The 20,933-nt window shown below is 34.0% G+C and carries 17 protein-coding genes, 1 pseudogene and 3 other annotated features; of the genes and pseudogenes, 15 read left to right on the top strand and 3 right to left on the bottom strand.

The features are described 5' to 3' along the window. Positions 1-41: 41 nt before the first annotated feature. The 9 genes from Q5Y73_RS15365 to Q5Y73_RS15325 all read left to right on the top strand — a co-directional run bounded on the left by Q5Y73_RS15365 (position 42) and on the right by Q5Y73_RS15325 (position 8,590). Positions 42-794, top strand: coding sequence for a creatininase family protein (locus Q5Y73_RS15365; RefSeq protein ID WP_305992797.1), 753 nt, complete (start codon positions 42-44; stop codon positions 792-794). Between the two features lie 6 nt (positions 795-800). After that, the gene (locus Q5Y73_RS15360) at positions 801-1,145 is read left to right on the top strand and encodes a cupin domain-containing protein (RefSeq protein WP_305992796.1); all 345 of its coding nucleotides are present in this window, start codon (positions 801-803) and stop codon (positions 1,143-1,145) included. Between the two features lie 61 nt (positions 1,146-1,206). Further along, entirely contained in the window at positions 1,207-1,707 is a 501-nt protein-coding gene (locus Q5Y73_RS15355; RefSeq protein ID WP_305992795.1) for a GNAT family N-acetyltransferase, read from the top strand. Positions 1,708-1,742: 35 nt separating this feature from the next. After that, entirely contained in the window at positions 1,743-2,213 is a 471-nt protein-coding gene (locus tag Q5Y73_RS15350; RefSeq protein ID WP_305992794.1) for a GNAT family N-acetyltransferase, read from the top strand. Between the two features lie 153 nt (positions 2,214-2,366). After that, complete coding sequence (cuyB, locus tag Q5Y73_RS15345; RefSeq protein WP_305992793.1) at positions 2,367-3,068, top strand: cysteate racemase; 702 nt, start codon at positions 2,367-2,369, stop codon at positions 3,066-3,068. 199 nt (positions 3,069-3,267) lie between these two features. Then, positions 3,268-4,134, top strand: coding sequence for a LysR family transcriptional regulator (locus tag Q5Y73_RS15340; RefSeq protein ID WP_305992792.1), 867 nt, complete (start codon positions 3,268-3,270; stop codon positions 4,132-4,134). 186 nt (positions 4,135-4,320) lie between these two features. Next, positions 4,321-5,556 (top strand): dicarboxylate/amino acid:cation symporter, encoded by a 1,236-nt coding sequence (locus Q5Y73_RS15335; RefSeq protein WP_305992791.1) that lies wholly within the window; start codon positions 4,321-4,323, stop codon positions 5,554-5,556. Positions 5,557-5,704: 148 nt separating this feature from the next. Next, positions 5,705-7,174, top strand: a complete 1,470-nt coding sequence (gene aspA, locus Q5Y73_RS15330; protein ID WP_305992790.1) for an aspartate ammonia-lyase — start codon at positions 5,705-5,707, stop codon at positions 7,172-7,174. Between the two features lie 249 nt (positions 7,175-7,423). Next, positions 7,424-8,590: a GNAT family N-acetyltransferase gene (locus Q5Y73_RS15325; RefSeq protein ID WP_305992789.1), complete on the top strand. Its 1,167-nt coding sequence runs from the start codon at positions 7,424-7,426 to the stop codon at positions 8,588-8,590. Here the strand turns inward: Q5Y73_RS15325 and Q5Y73_RS15320 are convergent. Next, the gene (locus Q5Y73_RS15320; RefSeq protein WP_305992788.1) at positions 8,582-9,277 is read right to left on the bottom strand and encodes a nucleotidyltransferase domain-containing protein; all 696 of its coding nucleotides are present in this window, start codon (positions 9,275-9,277) and stop codon (positions 8,582-8,584) included. The genes Q5Y73_RS15325 and Q5Y73_RS15320 overlap by 9 nt on opposite strands. Positions 9,278-9,421: 144 nt before the next feature. Beyond that, positions 9,422-9,644 (top strand) — a binding site (T-box leader). Between the two features lie 45 nt (positions 9,645-9,689). Then, positions 9,690-9,909 (top strand) — a binding site (T-box leader). A 51-nt stretch (positions 9,910-9,960) separates the two neighbouring features. Here Q5Y73_RS15320 and thrS point away from each other — a divergent pair. After that, positions 9,961-11,883 carry a threonine--tRNA ligase gene (thrS, locus tag Q5Y73_RS15310; protein ID WP_305992786.1) on the top strand — a complete coding sequence of 641 codons (1,923 nt, stop codon included), beginning with the start codon at positions 9,961-9,963 and terminating at the stop codon, positions 11,881-11,883. A gap of 266 nt (positions 11,884-12,149) precedes the next feature. On the opposite strand, the pseudogene Q5Y73_RS24890 reads toward thrS, so the two are convergent. Beyond that, positions 12,150-12,257 (bottom strand): annotated as a pseudogene (locus Q5Y73_RS24890) (hypothetical protein); the annotation flags it as partial. Positions 12,258-12,326: 69 nt separating this feature from the next. Further along, positions 12,327-12,582: a binding site (T-box leader), on the bottom strand. Between the two features lie 147 nt (positions 12,583-12,729). Here Q5Y73_RS24890 and Q5Y73_RS15300 point away from each other — a divergent pair. The 3 genes from Q5Y73_RS15300 (at position 12,730) to Q5Y73_RS15290 (ending at position 17,119) form a co-directional block, all read left to right on the top strand. Then, entirely contained in the window at positions 12,730-14,112 is a 1,383-nt protein-coding gene (locus Q5Y73_RS15300) for an MATE family efflux transporter (protein ID WP_305992785.1), read from the top strand. A gap of 23 nt (positions 14,113-14,135) precedes the next feature. Next, complete coding sequence (locus tag Q5Y73_RS15295; protein ID WP_305992784.1) at positions 14,136-15,263, top strand: DUF3900 domain-containing protein; 1,128 nt, start codon at positions 14,136-14,138, stop codon at positions 15,261-15,263. A 182-nt stretch (positions 15,264-15,445) separates the two neighbouring features. Next, on the top strand, positions 15,446-17,119 hold the full coding sequence (locus tag Q5Y73_RS15290) for a thiamine pyrophosphate-dependent enzyme (protein WP_305992783.1): 1,674 nt from the start codon (positions 15,446-15,448) through the stop codon (positions 17,117-17,119). Between the two features lie 478 nt (positions 17,120-17,597). Here the strand turns inward: Q5Y73_RS15290 and bioA are convergent, their stop codons facing one another. Next, positions 17,598-18,962 carry an adenosylmethionine--8-amino-7-oxononanoate transaminase gene (gene bioA, locus Q5Y73_RS15285; protein ID WP_305992781.1) on the bottom strand — a complete coding sequence of 455 codons (1,365 nt, stop codon included), beginning with the start codon at positions 18,960-18,962 and terminating at the stop codon, positions 17,598-17,600. Between the two features lie 143 nt (positions 18,963-19,105). Here bioA and Q5Y73_RS15280 point away from each other — a divergent pair, with 143 nt between their 5' ends. Beyond that, the gene (locus Q5Y73_RS15280) at positions 19,106-19,639 is read left to right on the top strand and encodes a GNAT family N-acetyltransferase (protein ID WP_305992780.1); all 534 of its coding nucleotides are present in this window, start codon (positions 19,106-19,108) and stop codon (positions 19,637-19,639) included. A gap of 123 nt (positions 19,640-19,762) precedes the next feature. Next, positions 19,763-20,896 (top strand): FAD-dependent monooxygenase, encoded by a 1,134-nt coding sequence (locus tag Q5Y73_RS15275; protein ID WP_305992779.1) that lies wholly within the window; start codon positions 19,763-19,765, stop codon positions 20,894-20,896. Positions 20,897-20,933 lie beyond the last annotated feature (37 nt).

Raw genomic sequence — 20,933 nt, 5'->3', positions numbered from 1 at the left:
CAAAATAAATTAAAAATAACAAGATGATGGTGATGATGACTATGATGGATTTTACAAATACAACAAAAGAATTAAATGATAGCAAAATAGATACAGTATCCATTTCGATAGGATCAATAGAGCAATTTGGACCTTATTTACCTATGCACATAGATTGTATTATTGCAGAATTATATGCAAATGAATTTGGAAAAACACTAGATGCTTATGTGTTGCCTGTATTTCCATTTAATACCTCTGAAGAACATGCTAATTATAAAGGAACTGTAACGATCAGTCCCAATACATTAACAACAATGCTTGAAGAAATCATTGTTAATTTATCGAAACAGAAATTTACGAAATTTGTACTCTCAACGGGTCATGGAGGTGCCTATTGGTATAAGCAATTCATTAAACATATGAACTATACTTATCCTGAAATCATTGTCATTTCGCCCATGCATAATGATTCAGCGTGGGGTGAAGCGATTAAAGCTTCTGGTTTTGAAGGAAGAAATGAATTACATGGGGGTTTACTGGGAGTTTGTACAGCGATGTGGCTTTGTCCAGAAGAAGTGAAGTTAGAAAAAATGGGGAAAGAAGTACCATATGAAATGAATAAATTTGCGGATGTTATGGGCTGGGATAAGTTAACTAAGGATGGGAATTGGGGAGAATTTGATCCAAAACAGTTCGAAAAAGAGGAGTTAGCTGAAAAAGGTGAAACACTTTGGATGACATTCATACAAAAAAATTGTGAAGGGCTAAAAGAATACTTGGAAGAAGCTTATAAAAAGAAGATTGGGGGATAATCTACTATGAAAATAAGTAAAGAGAATGCTGAACATTATATTTGGGGACAATTATGTGACGGTTTTCATTTAATAAAATCCAATGACCTAAGCATTATTCATGAGAAGATGCCCCCAGAGACTTTTGAAGAAAAGCACTATCATACGAAAGCAAAGCAATTTTTCTTCGTATTGTCTGGACAAGCAACAATTGAAGTGAATGATGAGATTGTTTTGTTAAACGAACATGAAGGAATCGAAATCCTTCCCAACATTCCTCACCAAATGATGAACAAATCATCTGATGATGTTGAATTTATTCTGATATCAACTCCAACTAGCAAAGGGGATAGAGTAGTGGTAGAGAATTAGCCCTTGAGTTCATGGATTAATGAAGTTCAATTATATCATTTTAAATAAGGAGTAGATTACAATGACAGAACAAAAGATTCAGATTCGTAGTTACGATATGAATGACGCTCCTCAATTATATGAAATAGATAGTTTAGTATGGAATGAAGATAATTCACCAATTGAAATCACTTTAGGAAGTTTAACAGATTACGAGCAGAAGCTCAGTTCAGATAAATATCTCGGAGTTTTAGTTGCTGAAAAAGAAGGAACAATTTGCGGTTATATCAATTTCAGAGCACCTTCACAATTAGAAAGCCATCAGCATGTGATGGAGATTGCTATTGCCATTCACCCACAGTTTCAAAAATTGGGGATTGGACGCAAATTATTAGAATCAGCATATGAATGGGGAAGAGAGAATGGAAAGCAAAAAATCTCATTAAGAGCGATGTCCTCAAATTCAGCTACTATTCAATTTTATCATTCATGTGGTTATAAAGAGCAAGGTCGATTTATCAATGAGTTTTATTTGAATAATCAATATATAGATGATGTATTTATGTATAAATTTATTAAATAGCAAGAACAGAAGTAAAAAGAAGAAGGTGATGAATAATGAAGTTGCGGAATTTAAAACCATCTGATTATACAGCAATAAGCCCATTAATTGACGAGTGGTGGGGTGGACGGAAGATGAGTCACCTACTGCCAAAACTTTTTTTTGATCATTTTAATGATACTAGCTTCATTGTAGAAAAAGATGGGGATATCATTGGGTTTTTGATTGGGTTTTTGTCGCAAACATCTTCAGATAAAGCTTACATACATTTTGTTGGGGTTGATCCAAAGTATAGAAAATTCAATGTGGGAAGACAGCTTTACAATACTTTTTTCGATCAAGTAAAACAGAATGATCGACATAGTGTACACTGCATAACATCTCCTGTTAATAAAACCTCCATTGCATTTCATTTAAAAATGGGGTTTTTGATTGAGGGTGGAGACAAAGAAATAGATGGTGTCTATGTACATTCAGATTATGATAGTCCAGCTGAGGATAGGGTATTGTTTATGAAGAGAATATAGATTCTATAGATTCATACCATTTGCATTTCACGATCTTTAAGAGTAATTATACATAGATTCTATATAAGTATAGAATCTTTCTATAATCCATTCCTTTAAAACAGCATTATAATAAAGACGTAATTCCAAATATGGATAAAGGATGTGATTATAGTGAGTAAAGTCATTGGAATTATTGGTGGGATGGGTCCTATGGCTACGGTTGATTTAATGGAAAAGATTATTGCCAATACCCCAGCCAAACAAGACCAAGAACACATTCATGTCATAGCAGACAACAATTCACAAATTCCCGACCGTACATCAGCAATATTAGGGAGGGGCAAAGATCCAACTCCATGGATGATTCAATCCGCACAACGGCTTCAGAATGCAGGTGCGGAAATACTTGTTATGGCATGCAACACAGCCCATTTCTTTTATAATGCAGTAAGGAGCTCTATTCATATCCCTATCTTGCATATACCACTTGAGACAGCCTATTACTTAAAAATCAATCATTATAAAAGTGTAGGGTTATTAGCTACGGACGGAACGATAAAGTCTAAACTGTATCAACGATACTTTGAAAATTTTGAAATAAACTATATTCCTACAGATGAAATTTTACAAGAAAAGGTTATGGAAGGGATATACGAAGTGAAGGGTGGAAAACTAGAAACAGGAAGCCAACTCCTCTCTGAGGCAGCTGAACAATTGATAAGCAACGGTGCTGACGCTATTATTGCTGGTTGCACTGAAGTTCCTCTTGTGCTTCATTCAACTGAGGATTGTTGTGTTATTGATCCAACTGAGATTATTGCGAATAAAGTCATCGAAGTGGCAACTGACAATAGAGAGTTGTTTCCAATTTAATACAAAGGTATTTCATGTTATGTATCATTTTCATCCTTTTTTCTAAATTCTTTTATTCAACATCATATGCATATCTAAGTATATATTTTCCAATTTCCATGGTGTTAGATATATGAATGAACATAGTGTATAAAATTTGGAATGAAATGATGTTATAGTAAAATGGAATAAATGATGTGAGTAGGAGATGGAGTATAACATGAATATTGATAATATTGAAGCCTTTATTTACGTTTGTCAGTTAGGCAGCTTCAATAAAGCTGCAGATGCTTTGTTTCTAACACAGCCTTCAGTCACTGCGAGAATTCAATCACTTGAACGTGAAATGAATTTAAAACTTTTTCACCGTAAAGGAAAAAAAATATCTTTAACGGATAAAGGTGAATATTTTTTTCCTCATGCACAAAAAATATTACAATCGTATCAAGAAGCAAAATATGGTTTGCAACAGGTGTTAATGCCTAATGAGATCAGTATAGGCTGTGCGCTATCCATTTCAAATCATGTTTTACCCACTATTTTGCCTGATATTAGATCAGAATTTAATAACGTTCGAATAAAAATTGTAACAGGACATTCAAAAGATGTATTAAATAAAGTCGTAAACAAAGAGGTTGACTTTGGGATTATTCGATCAGAGACACACCCTCAGGTTGAATCCATTTTGTTATATGAAGATCCAATCCATTTATTTGTTCCTCCTGATCACTTATTTCTTAAACAAGAAAAAGTAACATTAGAAAAAATTGCACAGCAACCATTGATCTTCTTTGATTATGGATCGATGGATTGGTTATACATTCATCGTTTGTTTTCAAGCAGCAAGATTACACCTAATATCTCGCTTCAGGTTGATAATATGGAAACTGCTAAAAACTTATTGATGGAGGGAATGGGGATAAGTTTTTTACCTGAACACTGCGTAAAAAAAGAACTTGAAAATGGGCAGCTATTTAGAGTTGATATGAACCCACCTATAAAAATGAATATAAGTATTGATTTTATTTATTTAAAAGGGAGGTCAAAATCTGTTTTTATTGATTTGATGAAAGATAAATTACAATAATAAATTGCATAATTTTATATCTTTTTAATGATTGTTATTGGTAACTATATAATATTTTCGTTGACAATAAATATTTTATTATATTAAAATAAACTAGCATTGCATGTAAGGTTGGAAATTCCATTTAATTCGTCTTAAAGCCTAGCTAACTTTAGACAAATACACTATAATTTAAGAGGTGAATCTATGTCGTTAACAAAAAAAATATTAATCGGTATGGCTTTAGGTATTTTCGTTGGTTTGATATTTAACTTTCTAATTCCAGATTGGTTTGGTGTAGCAGATAGATATATTCTGTATCCAGTCAGTCAAATATTTCTTGGATTAATTAAACTGCTAGTCGTTCCAATTGTAATTATTTCTATCGTATTAGGAACAGCAGGAATCAGTGATCCAAAAAAATTAGGTCGAATTGGAATTAAAACGGTTGTCTTTTTCTTAATTACAACTTCGATCGCATTAGTTATTGCTATATCTGTGGGGAATATCTTGCAACCAGGAATGGTAGAAGGAATTGAACCAGATCCTAATGCAGCAATTGAAGAAAAAGAAGCACCTGATGTAGTTGAAACGTTAATTGACATTGTTCCAACGAATATATTTTTGTCTATGACTGAAGGAAAAATGCTTCAAATTATCTTTTTCTCCATATTTTTTGGATTTGCACTTGCTCAATTACAAGGGAAAGTACCAACCATAAAAAAGGTTTTTGATGAAGCGAACAGCATTTTAATGTTTTTAGTTGAAGTTGTGATGAAACTCGCGCCTTATGGTGCATTTGCATTAATCGCAATTGCGATAGGTGAAGCCGGAATAGATGCTATACGAGCAATGGGTAACTATTTTGTGGCTGTATTGCTTGCTTTATTCTTACACTTAGTTATAATATACGGTTCTGTCATTTCCTTTTTGGGTAAGATGAATCCGTTTACATTTGTTAAAAAATTCTTTCCTGCGATCACAGTGGCATTCAGTACATCGAGTAGTTCAGCTACATTACCAGTTTCAATGGATACTGCTCAGAAAAACTTGAAAATTCCAAAAAGCATCAGTGGCTTTGTACAACCTCTTGGTGCAACCATCAATATGGATGGAACCGCGATCATGCAAGGGGTTGCAACCGTGTTTGTAGCTCAACTATATGGTGTTGATTTATCCATTTCAGATTTGGCGATGATCGTTCTGACAGCAACTTTAGCTAGTATCGGCACTGCTGGTGTTCCAGGTGTTGGTATTATCATGTTGACAATGGTATTAACATCTGTTGGATTAAGTACAGAAGCAATTGGGTTATTACTTGGTGTAGATAGATTGCTTGATATGACAAGAACAGCAGTGAATATTACTGGAGATGCTGCTTGTGCACAATTTATCACCAAATCAGAAGAAAAACATGAAAGAAAAGCTGTCGAAACAGCATAGAGTTTAGTACGGCCAATCATCCTGCTTGGGTTGGCTGATTTTCTAAAAATAAGAACATAAAATTGTTCAATCACAACATTTAGTGCTTTAGTGGGAGGCTTTGTTCTTATTTATATATAATTAATTTTTATTAAAGGGGAAAAATGAGATGTCAACAAACCAATTTCGTACAGAAAAAGATTTTCTTGGTGCAAAAGAAGTACCCGTGAATGCTTACTATGGCATTCAAACTTTGCGTGCAGTTGAGAATTTTCCGATTACGGGTCATTCCATGGATGTGGAATTAATTCGATCCATCTCTCTTGTGAAAAAAGCAGCAGCGTTAACAAATATGAACATCAAAAGATTACAGCCTAAACACGCAGAAGCAATAGTACAGGCAGCTGATGAAGTGTATGAGGGAAAATATGATGATCAATTTATTGTTGATTCTATTCAAGGAGGCGCTGGAACATCCTTTAATATGAATGCTAACGAGGTCATTGCCAATCGTGCTATTGAGGTACTGGGAGGAAATAAAGGGGACTATACAGTTCTTAGCCCAAACAGTCATGTGAATATGGCTCAATCTACAAATGATGTATTACCTACAGCCATTCGGATTTCTGTTTTAACTTTGATGGACAAGTTATTGTCAGCGATGGAAGAATTACAACAAGGTTTTGTAGCAAAAGCGGAACAATTTGATCACGTAATAAAAATGGGACGAACACATTTACAAGATGGCGTTCCAATTCGATTAGGACAAGAGTTTGCCGCATATTCACGAGTTTTAAAAAGAGATATTTTACGGATTACACGTACACGCAGTCATTTGTATGAGGTAAACATGGGTGCTACTGCTGTCGGAACTGGTTTAAATGCTGACCCTCGTTATATATCTGAAGTGGTAGAAAAGTTAGCCACGTTTACAGGATTTCCTCTTGTTAATGCAGAAGATTTAGTGGATGCAACTCAAAACACGGATGTATTAACTGAAGTGTCTGCTTCGTTAAAAGTATGTATGATCAATATGTCCAAGATCGCAAATGATCTAAGACTGTTGGCTTCTGGACCTAAAACAGGGATTAATGAAATTTCATTGCCACCACGTCAACCTGGCTCATCCATTATGCCTGGTAAAGTAAATCCTGTCATGTGTGAAGTTGTCAATCAGGTTGCCTTCCAAGTGATTGGAAATGATCACACCATCAATTTGGCTTCTCAAGCAGGACAATTGGAATTAAATGTAATGCAGCCTGTGCTAGTGTTTAATCTTTTACAGTCTTTAAGAATAATGAGACAAGCATTTACTGTATTTAAAAAGTATTGCTTAGATGATTTAGAGGCAAATGAAGATGTATGTCGTGAGAATGTGGAGAAAAGTGTTGGTGTCATTACCGCATTAAACCCTCACTTAGGATATGAGATCGTTTCAAGGATTGCTAGACAAGCGATAGAAGGAGATCGTTCGGTTCGTGAGTTATGTTTATTGCACGATGTATTAACAGAGGAAGAGCTGAATGTCATTCTAGACCCTCATGAAATGACCAATCCAGGCATCGCTGGTGCTCACCTTTTAGAAGATGAATATCAATTAAAAATGTCAAATAAAGCAGATTATACAATAAAAAAATAATGCAGGATCTAAAGCCTTAGGTTATCAAACTTAAGGCTATTTTTCACTTTAAGAATTTATAAAAAATTTAATTGAATAAAGTATAAGCGCAACTACCCCTCTGTCTTCGCCTGTAAGGCTCGCCAATCGGCGAGTTTTCTTTATTGTTTATTTTCTTCTTTATTTGAAAATGATTTGCTTGTCATTTATAGTTTTTATTGTTTAAATGGAATAAAAACTCTCATATTATCATTTCCAGAGGTGAATGAATTGATTAGAATAATTAAGGAAATAGATTTTGAACAAGTATTTGCTTTACATGAATATGCTTTTCAATATGAACTAAGTGAGGATAAGAAAAAAGAAAGAAAAAAGCGTACAATCATCGGTAAATTTGATGGTGAAAAATTATTAGCTAAAGCTGAATTGATTGATTTCAAAGTTTTGATTCATGAAAAGGAATGGAATATGGGAGGAATAGCCGGAGTAGCAACTTGGCCAGAACATAGGAGAAAGAACATAGTAAGAGATTTATTATTTACATCACTTGAGAAATTACGGGACAAAAAGATTCCTATCTCCTTTTTACATCCGCTTTCTATTGAATTTTACCGTAAATTTGGATGGGAGTTGTTTTGTGATTATTTACAAATTAATGCTCAAGTTCATGATCTAAAATTTATTGATAATAGGTCTGGAGTTGGAAAAGTAAACATATTGGATATAAATAAACAAAATTTATCTCGAATAAATCAAGTATATAAAGAATTCTCTTTAAAGTACAATGGTATGTTATTAAGAAATGAATCATGGTGGAATAGTCCATACTTATGTATTGATCATTGTGCAGGATATGTTGATGGTCATGGAGAAATGCTTGGATACATGCTGTATGAAATTAAAAATCATAAGATGCTCATTAAAGAATTTGTAACACTTGATATAGAGGCTAAAAAAGGATTATGGAATTTCATTTGTCAGCATGATTCAATGATTACTGATGTGGAACTTAGGTGTGTTGTACAAGAAAATTTGATATTCATGCTGCCAAATCCAAGAGTGGAAACTAAGATTCACCCTTACTACATGGGAAGGATTGTAGATGTTGAGTTATTTTTAAGTGAGTATTCATTTGAGAAAATTGAACAAACAGTCATCTTACATATAACAGATTCATTTGCAACCTGGAATCAAGGTACTGTGATTATCAAAGAGGGTGAGGCTAATTTTTTTCCCGTAAAAGAAGGGAGTAAATGTAGCCATGCACCCAAAAGAGGCCTACATATTGATATAGGTTCATTCACAGCACTTTTACTTGGTTATAAATCTGTCAATGAGTTTAAAGAACTTGGCTTAATTAATGGCTCTAATAAAGAATTGGAGTTACTACAATTTGTGATAACTAGAAATTCGTCATTTTTTTATGATTTATATTGAAATATTTGTTTTATTATTTTGCATATGAGCTTTAATTGCTTTTACTCTGTCATGTCTGCCCCTTCTTTTATTCACTTCATATTGGAGATGTAACGGGGGAATTTTGATAACATGTCCATTAAAATCAATTTCCTCCAAGTGTTCCATTGCAAAGGGACCAAAATCTGCTGGCACAGGAACGTCTACAAACTTTTTAGGATCAAATGCTAAATCAATTCGTGCATTTAAAAACATCACCCCGAAGTAATCTACAACCCAATCATCCATAGATACAATCGGCTCTACAATATAATCATGAAATATGGAGTTGATTTTTTCGATGTCTTTTGCGTGTAAAATGATATCTACATCATGTGGCATGACTTCTATACCTCTTAAGCATAATGCACAACTGCCCGTAAGCCACCAATCAATGTCATGTCCATCTACCATGTGAATGAAATTCGAAATCGCTTCTTTCCAGAACACTTTTTTAAAATACCCCATTTGTTTAAACATTTCCTCAGCATATTTTTCATAATTGTTTCTAATTTGTTTTAAGTGTATTAAATGACTTGGATACTTTTTGATGTAGCTGCCATTTTGTAAAGAGTAAAATTGGCTTTCCATGACCTGTTTATAGTCATCTGAGATGTTTTCAGCAATAAACAATGTTTCTTCTCCGCAATCTTTTGTGTATATTTTCATGATTTAACACCTCCAAAAAGAATAGTTTTATTATAAATCAAAAGAAAGTTTTCCAACCATTAGAAATTTTCAATAAAATTTTTTTATAAAAATTCTTGATTTCATTTTCGTATTATTGTATAGTATGAAAAATAATGAATCAAAGGAAAAGTAATGAAAAGGACAAGGGTTGTTTTAAACGGTTATACAGAGAAGGAAGGAATGCTGAGAACTTCCTAACGCAGAAAAATAACTTACCACCTTGGAGCAGTATTGGGGAAAATAAAACCAGTACCGTAGATGCGACGTTACAGCAAACTGAGCCATCAAAGAAAAATTGATGGGAACTTGGGTGGAACCACGGGTAATACACAGACTCGTCCCTTTTTAGGGATAGGTGTGTGTTTTTTGTGTTTTATAATGATTAGAAAATCAAAAAGCGATGAGAAGGACATGAGTTATTTTATTCGGTTATACAGAGAGGGAAGGAAAGCTGAGAACTTCCTAACGCAGAAAAATAACTTACCACCTTGGAGCAGTATTGGGGAAATTAAACCAGTACCGTAGATGCGACGTTACAGCAAACTGAGCCATCAAAGAAAAATTGATGGGAACTTGGGTGGAACCACGGGTATTACACACTCGTCCCTTATTAGGGATGAGTGTGTTTTTTCATACAAATTAACAGGATTGGAGTGTTCAACATGAATAGTAATAAAATCGAAATCATTTTTCCAGATAACCATAAAAAGGTGTTTGAAAAAGGAATTACACTAGCAGAAATCGCTGAATCTATTAGTTCAAGTTTAAAAAAGAGGGCAGTGGCTGGGAAAGTCAATCATAAGATTATAGATCTAGGTAGCAGAATCAATTCCAATGCAAGAATTGAAATTATTTCATTAGATTCTAAAGAAGGTTTAGATATCGTTAGACACACTTCAGCACATGTTTTAGCTCAAGCTGTTAAACGAATTTATGGAAAGGTGAAATTAGGAGTAGGTCCTGTCATTGAAGATGGATTTTTTTATGATCTGGATGTTATTCAATCTATCGCTTTAGAAGATTTGTCACTGATAGAGAAAGAAATGCAAAACATAATTGATGAAAACTTAGAGATTGAGCGAATTGAAATGAGTAGAGAGATGGCAGGGAAGTTATTTCAAGACATGGATGATGAATTGAAATTAGAACTTTTAGAAGATATTCCTCACGATGATATAATCACTGTTTATAAACAAGGGGAATTTCTGGATTTATGTCGCGGTCCTCATTTACCATCCACTGGGATGATTAAATCATTTAAACTTACAAAGGTTTCTGGTGCATACTGGCGAGGAGACAGTAACAATAAAATGCTGCAGCGTATCTACGGTGTCTCGTTTGCTTCAAAGAAGGAGCTAGTAAATTACATCTCATTTCTTGAAAAAGCAGCTAAAAGAAATCACAAAAAACTTGGTCAGCAATTAGAGTTGTTTATGTTCTCTGATGAAGCAGCAGGAATGCCTTTTTACTTACCTAAGGGGCAATGGATAAAAAATGAACTCGAATCCATGTTAAGAGAGGAACAACAAAAGTTAGGTTATCAAGAGGTTCGTACACCTTCGATGATGAAACAAAAATTATGGGAAGAATCTGGACACTGGGAACATTATCAAGAAAATATGTATTTTTCAGAAGTGGATCAAGTTAAATTTGCTTTAAAACCAATGAATTGTCCTGGGCATATGATTATCTTTAATCATAAATTACATTCTTATAGGGATTTACCTCTTAGATTGGCTGAATTTGGGCAAGTTCACCGACATGAATTAAGCGGGGCTTTAAATGGGCTTCTAAGAGTTCGTACTTTTTGTCAGGATGATGCACATATATTTGTGACTCCTGAACAAATAAAAAGTGAAATCAAATCTATTATTGAATTCATAGATTACGTATACAAAATGTTTGGTTTTGATTATGAGTTAGAATTGTCTACTAGACCTGATGACTCTTTAGGGGATGATGAGTTGTGGGAAATGGCAGAAGGAGCATTGAAAGATGTACTGAACAGTTTAGAGTGTAAGTATAGGTTGAATGAAGGAGACGGTGCTTTTTATGGTCCCAAAATTGATTTTCATATAAAGGATGCTTTAAAAAGAAGCCATCAATGTGCTACAATCCAGTTAGATTTTCAAATGCCTGAGAAATTTAAATTAAGTTACGTTAATGAGAACAACGAGAAGCAAAGACCTGTGGTCATTCATAGAGCTGTCCTTGGTTCAATAGACAGATTTTTAGGGATATTAATTGAGCATTTTGGTGGGGCATTTCCTACTTGGTTAGCTCCAACACAAGTTAAGATTATTCCCGTTTCGAATCAAGCTCATCGCAACTATGTTGAAGAAATAAATAATCAACTTCGTTCAGAAAACATAAGAACTGAAGTGGACTCACGAGAAGAAAAGCTTGGTTATAAAATCAGAGAAGCTAAGTTGCAAAAAATTCCTTATATCATTATTGTAGGGGATGAGGAAGTACAGAGTCGTACTGTAAATGTTCAGCAGTTTGGGAAGGATGGATCAGAAGAATTCAACTTGGAACAATTTATATTCAATATAAAAGAGGAAGTAACTGAGCGAAAACTTTGAATAAAATGTAATGTTAATTTAATAAGATAAAGATAGACCTTCAAGTATAAATATCTTTAAGCCCAATCCTTTCAAACGGATTGGGCTGATTTTTAGGTAAATGCTTGAAAGGTAAGCAGTTCTATCATACTCTCTCTTCCCACTGCAGCAATAAGGAGTGGTAATCGAGGTCCGCTATTATCATTCATAACTAATTGATATACATTTTTAAATAGATCTTTTTGAGATTCAAGCATTTTTTTCTTGTCACTCTGTCGGCATATTTTAACTTCGCGAAAATTCCCAACATGCACTGAGCCTGAGGGACTGATTCCAGACGCACAAGTAAATATTTCTTTAGTTGGATTTTTTTCAATTAGTTCAATGCATAAAATTGCCCCTTTCTATAGTTTTTTGACATTAAGTTATATAATAAAAAAACTCTCACCTCCCAAGATTATCATCTTGAGGGCGAGAGTTTGACTTCGCGGTACCACCTCAGTTTTGCCTATTGATTACTCAAATAAGCCTTATCAGGTACGGCTAACATGCGATACCCTATCCCTATATCGGGGGAAACCGTCGTAGTATCCCTAAGAACATCTTAGTTCCGTACAAAGCTCAGAGGTTTTATTCAATAAGATTTTCCTTCCCTATTTTCACCAACCAAGGGTCTCTGTAAAGTTCTAGCTTATCTACTCTTCTCTTCATCGCTATATCATTAAATTATTGTTATAGATAATAACAAATTATTACCATTAAATCAACTATAATTATTTGATCTTTTTTATATATTCCTTGGACTTTTGTGTTATACTTCTAGCTACTATATTTTTTATACAGCGAAAGTGAAATGAGGGTAAACACTTGATTGAAACAACAACGAAAAAAGCAAAGATTTCACAATTTGTTATGATTGTATTACCAATCTTGATTAGTCAGCTTGGTTTATTTTCTATGAATTTTTTTGATACTGTTATGTCAGGACAAGTAAGTCCAACTGATTTAGCTGGAGTAGCCATAGGTTCAAGTATATGGGTGCCTATATTTACTGGATTATCAGGCATATTAATGGCATTAACACCGACGGTTTCTCAGTATGTTGGTGCAAAGGAAAATTCGAAAATTTCACAAGCTGTTATACAAGCAATTTATTTATCTATCGTGATTTCTTTGGTTATTATTGTCATAGGGATATTTTTTCTGAAGCCCATTTTGCAAAGTATGGACTTGGAAACAGAAGTTAGGTTTATTGCATTTAACTATTTAAAGGCGTTATCTTTTGGTTTAATTCCTTTATTTGTGTATAACGTTTTGAGGTATTTCATTGATGGTTTAGGTCATACGTTAATCACGATGTTAATTACATTGTTAACGTTGCCTATCAATTTGTTTTTTAATTATGTTCTGATCTTCGGGAAATTTGGTTTTCCTCGGCTCGGTGGTGTTGGAGCAGGTTATGCATCAATGATTACTTACTGGTGTATTTTGTTTATAGCTATCATTATCATCATTCGAGGTCAACCTTTTATAAACTATAGAATATTTCACCGTTTAGAAAAGGTATCGTTTAATGTCTGGGGAAGGCTCATGAAAATTGGAATACCAATAGGATTCTCGATTTTTTTTGAAACAAGCATCTTTGCGGCAGTAACATTATTAATGAGTGAATTTGATACGAATACTATTGCAGCACATCAATCTGCCTTAAATTTTGCTTCCTTTTTATATATGATACCACTTAGTATCTCTATGGCACTGACAATTTCAGTGGGATATGAAGTTGGCGCTAAACGATTTAGGGATGCTGTTCAATATAGTTATATTGGGATCAGCTCAGCAGTACTTATTTCTTTATTAAGTGCAATTGGTTTATTCATCTGGAGTGATCAAGTTGCTGGATTATATACAAAAGATGCTTCCGTATTAGAGTTAACAAAACATTTTCTTTATTTTGCTATTTTCTTTCAATTATCAGATGCCATTGCTGCACCGATTCAAGGTGCATTAAGAGGTTATAAGGATGTAAACTCTACTTTTATATTAGCCTTTGTTTCTTTTTGGGTGATTGGTTTACCTGTCGGTTACTATTTGGCAAATTACACATCGTATGGTGCATTTGGATATTGGATCGGATTAATTTCTGGACTTGCAGTTGGGGCAGTATGTTTGATTATCCGTTTAATATATATTCAAAAGAAGAAATTTATCAGTAAAAAAGAACCTATGTTAGATAAAACAAATGAATAATTAGAACAAGGAGCATAAGAAGTATGGATTTTATAATTGAATATTTATCATTTTTTGTTATTCAAAATGAAGAACAAGATAACGCAGGCAATCTTTCCTTTCGTCATTTTCAGACTTTAGATCGGGAAGAATATCAATACAGTGAAATTAAAGGGTTTTTGAATGAAGAATATGTACGAATAACGAAAAGAAAAGTGGAGAAACATCCGAAATCTGAGCAAACACCGACTAAGATTGGTTATTTTATCGTTGAACCAGGTCACGAGCTAACAAGTAATCCGAACTATAACTTATTTCAAAGATTGATATTTGCTGAGAATAAACAAGAGTATTTAGATTTTAGCGATGAATTAGTCCGAATGTATATGGATACAAGTTCTGTTCGAGGAGGAGCACTAATTATATCCAGAGCGAGATTAGATGAATACGGCGATGATCCTTTTTTATTTATCATGAAGTGTGATTTTGAACCGAAAATCGCTCGAATTTCAGATGAGAAGAGTTTAATTTCACAGGTAGAGATGGCGATTAGTGCAAAAAATATTAAATCAATTCAATATCCATATATGCCTGAACCAGGTATTAGTGAAGAGCATGAACTAAAAATACATCAAGCCTCTCATGCAAGATATTTTGAAGACTTCCTTAAATTTGTTTCTTATGAAAAATCGATGCCTGAAATTATGAATGAACAAATGATTACTATGGTGAATCAATACGTGGAAGAAAAGTGGCAGCATAAGGAAGGACAAATAGAACAGGAAGAGCGTAAAAAAGAAGAAGAAAGTTTGGAATTATGGGCTGCATCCGAAAAAAGAGAATTACAACAGCGATGGAGTCACGATAAGGTCATGGAAGCAGCGACGCAATTAGTTGAACAGAAGGAAGACATAGAGCTTAAGTTTAAATTAGATGGAATACAAGTAAAAGGTTTGTTGGAACAATATGGGGATCAAATCCACTTGGCCAAACTTAATGGTCGATATGTTGTGTTGATTGAGGGGGAGTCATTTCAATTTGAAAAAGGAGTTTCACCCATTGAATTGCTTCATCCTGACGATTTTGATTCTGTTCTGGAAAGATTAAAAACACGGAATGGGTCAAATAATGAGCATCATTCTACAAATGATGAACCTCCATGGGATGAATAGTTAAAAACGTAACGGTTTATAGTTTAAAAAACCAAGAAGAAAATATATTTCTTTTTGGTTTTTTTCATTATAAAAGAATTTAGAAAGATCACGGATAGGTGATTTTCTTTTATGATTTAGAATAGAATATTACAACTTCTGTAAGTTTTAGTTGATATGAAATATATAGAGGGGGAGAAGATATGGATGAATTCATGACAGGAGCAGAAGCAGTTGTAAGGTGTATTAATAACGAAGATGTAAAACATGTATTTTGTGTTCCAGGAGAAAGTTATTTAGAAATTATGGATGTCATATATGATGTTCCAGAATTACAATTGATTTCTGCAAGACATGAGGGTGGGGCGGCTTTCATGGCCGAGGCTTATGCAAAAGCTTCAAGAAATGTGTCTGTTGCTATGGCTACAAGAGGAGTCGGAGCAGCTAATTTATCCATTGGTGTTCATACAGCGTTACAGGACTCGACACCTATGGTTGTTTTTTTAGGACAGGTAGACCGAAAATATAGGGGTAGAGAGGGATTTCAAGAGGTAGAGTTAGATCGTTTTTTTGAACCTATCAGTAAGTGGTCAGTGGAAATTCGAGAAGTAGAGAGAATACCTGAATTGGTTCAACGTGCTTTTAGGGTTGCTAAATCTGGAAGACCGGGACCAGTTGTTGTTTCTCTTCCTGCAGATATTTTATCTGAAAATGTGAAGATGAAATTATATAATACGGATGCTCAAAACAGGAATATCCCAAGTGAGGAAGGATTGAATCGATGTATAGAAATGATTTTACAATCAAAAAAACCTTTAATTCTTGCAGGAGGCGGAATTAAATTATCCAATGCTGAACAAGAATTATTAGCATTTGCAGAAGCATTACATATTCCAGTTTTAACTTCATTTAGAAGACATGATGTATTTCCAAACAAAAACAAATTATATTTGGGTCACTTGGGATTAGGTACTTTTGATGAGGTTATTAATAGTGTGAAGCAATCAGATTTAATGATAGCGATTGGTACACGTTTTTCTGAAGTGACGACACAAAGTTATACTTTAATTGAATCAAGTCATAGAGTTATCCATTGTGACATTGATCCGAATTCAATAGGAAAGGTGTACTCACCTCACCTTGCACTAATTGGAGATGCAAAAGCTACGTTAAGTGCCTTAAAAGAAAAAATGAACTCAGAAGTAATAAAAACATTAGGGTGGAAGGATTGGGTACAAAGTAGAAGGAAAGAGTATGACAACATCACCTCATTAAATGTAAAAAAGGCAGATAATATGGGAGTAGAAATGAAGAAGATTATGCAAAGGTTACAAGAAACACTTCCAGAAGATGCAATCATCACAAATGATGCAGGTAATTTTGCGGGCTGGCTGCACAATTATTTTCAATTTTCTCTTCCTAATACATATATAGGACCAACATCAGGTGCAATGGGATATGGTTTACCTGCAGCAATAGGAGCTAAGTTGGCATGTCCGGATAGAACGGTAGTTTCGTTATCTGGTGATGGGGGATTTATGATGACTTTACAAGAGTTGGAAACCGCGGTTCGATATAAGATTCCGATTGTTTCATTAGTTTTTAATAATAACATGCACGGTACAATTCGCATGCACCAAGAAAAGCATTTTCCAAACCGTGTAATTGGTACCGAATTAGGGAATCCGGATTTTGTGAAATTATCGGAATCAATGGGGGTATTTGGTCAAAGGGTAAAAAATAATGATGAATTTGGTCAAACATTAAAAGAAGCTTTAAAAAGTCAAATCCCATCTCTTATTGAAGTTGTTTGTGATCCAGAAAAAATATCAGTGAATTATACGATTAGCGAACTTCGTAAGATAGGAACAAGATAGTTTTAATAAGGTAAATAATGATCCAAAATTTTATCTAGAAAAACAAAATTTTTCTCACTATGTTTGGAGAATAGACTCTCTACTGTATTTTCAACAAAGAAATGTAAGCCTATAACTACTTTTGATTAATTGAAAATAAGGGAAAATCGTTACCTTATTTTAAAAGAAAATTCTTACCCAAAAATAGAGGGATTTATTATCCTTATTTCAGTGTTTTTAAACTAAATGGGTTATGAACTGAGGGTTCCCTCTATTTTCTCAGTTTATTTGATATTGACTTTAATCAACGAGATAAGGGACATATACATAATTTATTCGCTAGTTCTTTTATTCTGAAGAAAGTCCTTCCCTACATGAAGGACTTTCTTTTGCTCAGGAATTTAAATAACTTACAATTCAAAGGCAAGTCAGAAAGACAAATTGTCATCTTTTGGACGAGCAGGTGTCGATGTAAGTCACAAGTCTATGGTTGATCTTATCAAGCAAGTTTTAATTCAATCAAAACGTCTTTCGCTTTTTTCAAAATGTGATCAATATCTTGGATTGTAGCGCATAGTGGAAGCCATACATAAATCGTATCACCTAGTGGTCGCATGATCAATCCATGTTTTAGTCCTGTTAAATACACTTGATAACCTGTTCTTTTATTAGAAGCAAAGCTGATTCCTTTTGCTTTATCTTCTAAAATATCCATCGCAGCAATCATGCCAATACCCCTAATGTTGCCAATATGTTGTAAATCTTCAAATTCACGAAAACGATGTTGCAGGTACGTTGTAATTGGTTGTATCTTTTCTATTACTTTATCGTCTTTAAATATACGTAGATTTTCTAAAGCGACTGCACAAGCAAGAGGGTTTCCCGTAAAGCTATGACCATGAAAAAAAGTTTTAAATGTTTCATATTCATCATAAAAGGCATCATATATTTTTTGTGTGCTTAATGTAACTGAAAGTGGCATGACACCTGCTGTCAGTCCTTTAGATAGACACATTAAATCTGGTGTGATATCAGCGTGGTTACAAGCAAACATCCGACCCGTTCTGCCAAAACCAACTGCTACTTCATCCGCAATAAGATGAATATCATATTCATCACATAATTGACGTAGTCCAATTAAGTAAGAGGCAGGATAAACAATCATACCCCCAGCAGCTTGAACAAGTGGTTCTATCACGAAACCAGCAATTTCATCAGCTTTTTCTTCAAATAAAGTTCTTACTTCTTGTAAACACTGACTTACTGCTTCATCTTCTGAAAGTCCGTGTTGTTTAGACCATAAGTATGGATTAGGAGAAGATACTTTGTAGGATTGGAATAGTAAAGGTTTGAATACGGAATGGAAAAGCTCAACTCCACCAACACTCACCGCTCCAATCGTATCTCCATGATAACTGTTATCTAAATACACAAATTTATTCTTGCTTTTCTTACCTAGATGAAGCCAATATTGAAATGACATTTTCAAGGCGACTTCAACCGCAGTAGAACCATTATCTGAAAAGAAAACTTTATTTAGTCCGTCTGGTGTTATTTCAACGAGTTTTTCAGATAGCTCTACAGCAGGGCGATGTGTAAACCCACTAAACATAATATGATCCATTTCAGACATTTGTTGATCAATTGCTGCACGTATACGTGGATGTGAATGCCCATGAACGTTAACCCACCATGAAGAGACCGTATCATAATATTGGTTTCCATCTGCATCATATAAATATATCCCTTTAGCTTTTTCTATCAAGACATGATCTTGGTTCTCGTAATCTTTCATTTGAGTAAAGGGATGCCAAACGTAATCTCTATCATTTTTTATCAGTTTATTTTTTAATTGATTATTCAATGGATTAGATTCCTCCTAAACAACAGTGTTATACTAATTTTCTAAACTTTTAATCTAGAATCTCAAATTATCATAACACAAAATAGAATGATGAATCTAATCAAAAAGCTGTATTATAATATTTAAAATTGGAGGGATACAGAATGATTATAAGACAAGCAACTCAACAAGATACAAAAGCAATAGCCAAAGTTCATGTAGATAGTTGGAAGACGACTTATAAAGGTTTGATCCCAGATGATTATTTAAATAATCGTTCTGTAGATGATTATAAAGCACGCTGGAGTGAATTTCTTACTTATAAAAATCAATTTGTATATGTAGCTGAAACCAAAAAAGGTGAGATTGTTGGATTTTCCAACGGAGGAAGAGAAAGAGATCATCATTCCGAATATAAAGGTGAAATTTATGCCATTTATTTGTTGAAATCCTATCAAAGAAAAGGGATAGGGAAACTACTTGTTCGTCCTATTCTAAAAGATTTAATAACTATGAATATAGATACGATGTTAATTTGGGTTTTAAAAGAAAATAATTCCCGACTTTTTTATGAATCAGTAGGTGGGAGAGTAGTTCGTGAAAAAACGATCTCTATATCAGGGAAGGCTTTACAGGAAGTTGCTTATGGTTATGAGGATATTAAGAAACTTTTAGAATCATTAAAGATGACTCGATGATTGTAAAAACGTCCTTAAGTTTGTTACTTTTGTCACCTTCAAACATGACTTAATTTATATTGCTACTGAGATTTTGTTTAAGTAGACTAAATGTACAGGAGATTTGAAATAGGAGGATGACTCATGACAAAAGTGATTATATTGGGTGGAGGAATAGCAGGATTAAGTACGGCTATTGCCTTGCATCGCAACGGAATAAATGTAGAAGTTTTTGAAAAGACAGAAGAGTTAAAACCTGTTGGTGCTGGGATCATGTTAGCTCCTAATGCTATTCGTATCTTTAATGAATGGGGCATAACTGATCGCCTTCGACGTTATGCAAATCCATTATTAAGCACGATTTTTTACTCAGATAAAGGAAGAGTATTGCAAAAACAAGATTTAAGCCAGTTGTCTCAACAGATGTATGCCATCCATCGAGCTGATTTACATAAAGTTCTTTTAAAGGAATTAAAGACAGTACCTATACATCTAGGAAAAAGAGCAGTAAATTTTCAACAAAATGAACATAGTACAACTGTTTATTTTGATGATGGAGATCAGGTTCATGGAGATTTAATCGTTGCAGCAGATGGTATTCATTCTATTATAAGAAAACAGCTCTTACCGAACCTACCCATTCAATATGCAGGGTATACTTGTTGGAGAGGAGTAGCAGAATATGCGGGTTCTATTCATTTAGATGATGAACTCCATGAAATCTGGGGAGCGAATGGACGGTTTGGATATGTTCCTATTTCTAAGACTAAAGTATATTGGTATATGCTTGTAAATGCGCTTCCTAATGATAAACGTTATTCTAATTATACAGTCAATCACTTAATTGAAACTCTCCCGAATTACCCACAACCAGTACATGATATTTTACAGCTAACTAATCATGAAAATGTAATCAAACATGATATATTTGATATTCCCGATCTTAAACAATATGCTTTTGAAAGAGTAGTTTTAGTAGGTGATGCAGCTCATGCAATGACACCCAACTTAGGACAAGGTGCGTGTCAAGGAATTGAAGATGGTTACAGTCTAGGGAGAAACGTAGGAAATCAATTAGTAAACGGGTTAAAATTCTATGAGAAAAATAGACTGACTAGAGCTAGTAAAATTAGTAAAGTTTCTCGCATGGCTGGTAAGTTAGCTCAACTAGATAAACCGTTCTTATGTAAAGTGAGAAATATGTTACTTCTCAGTACACCTTCATTCATTAATGAAAGGCAAAGTAAATTTCTTTATGAAGATTATGATGTAATCTAAAGATCAGCAAATATTAAAATTCCTTTAGAAGTTTTTC

The organism is Chengkuizengella axinellae (genome assembly GCF_030730905.1).
GTDB classification, from domain to species: Bacteria; Bacillota; Bacilli; order Paenibacillales; family KCTC-33759; genus Chengkuizengella; species Chengkuizengella axinellae.
This window is presented reverse-complemented; position numbering and strand designations above follow the sequence as displayed.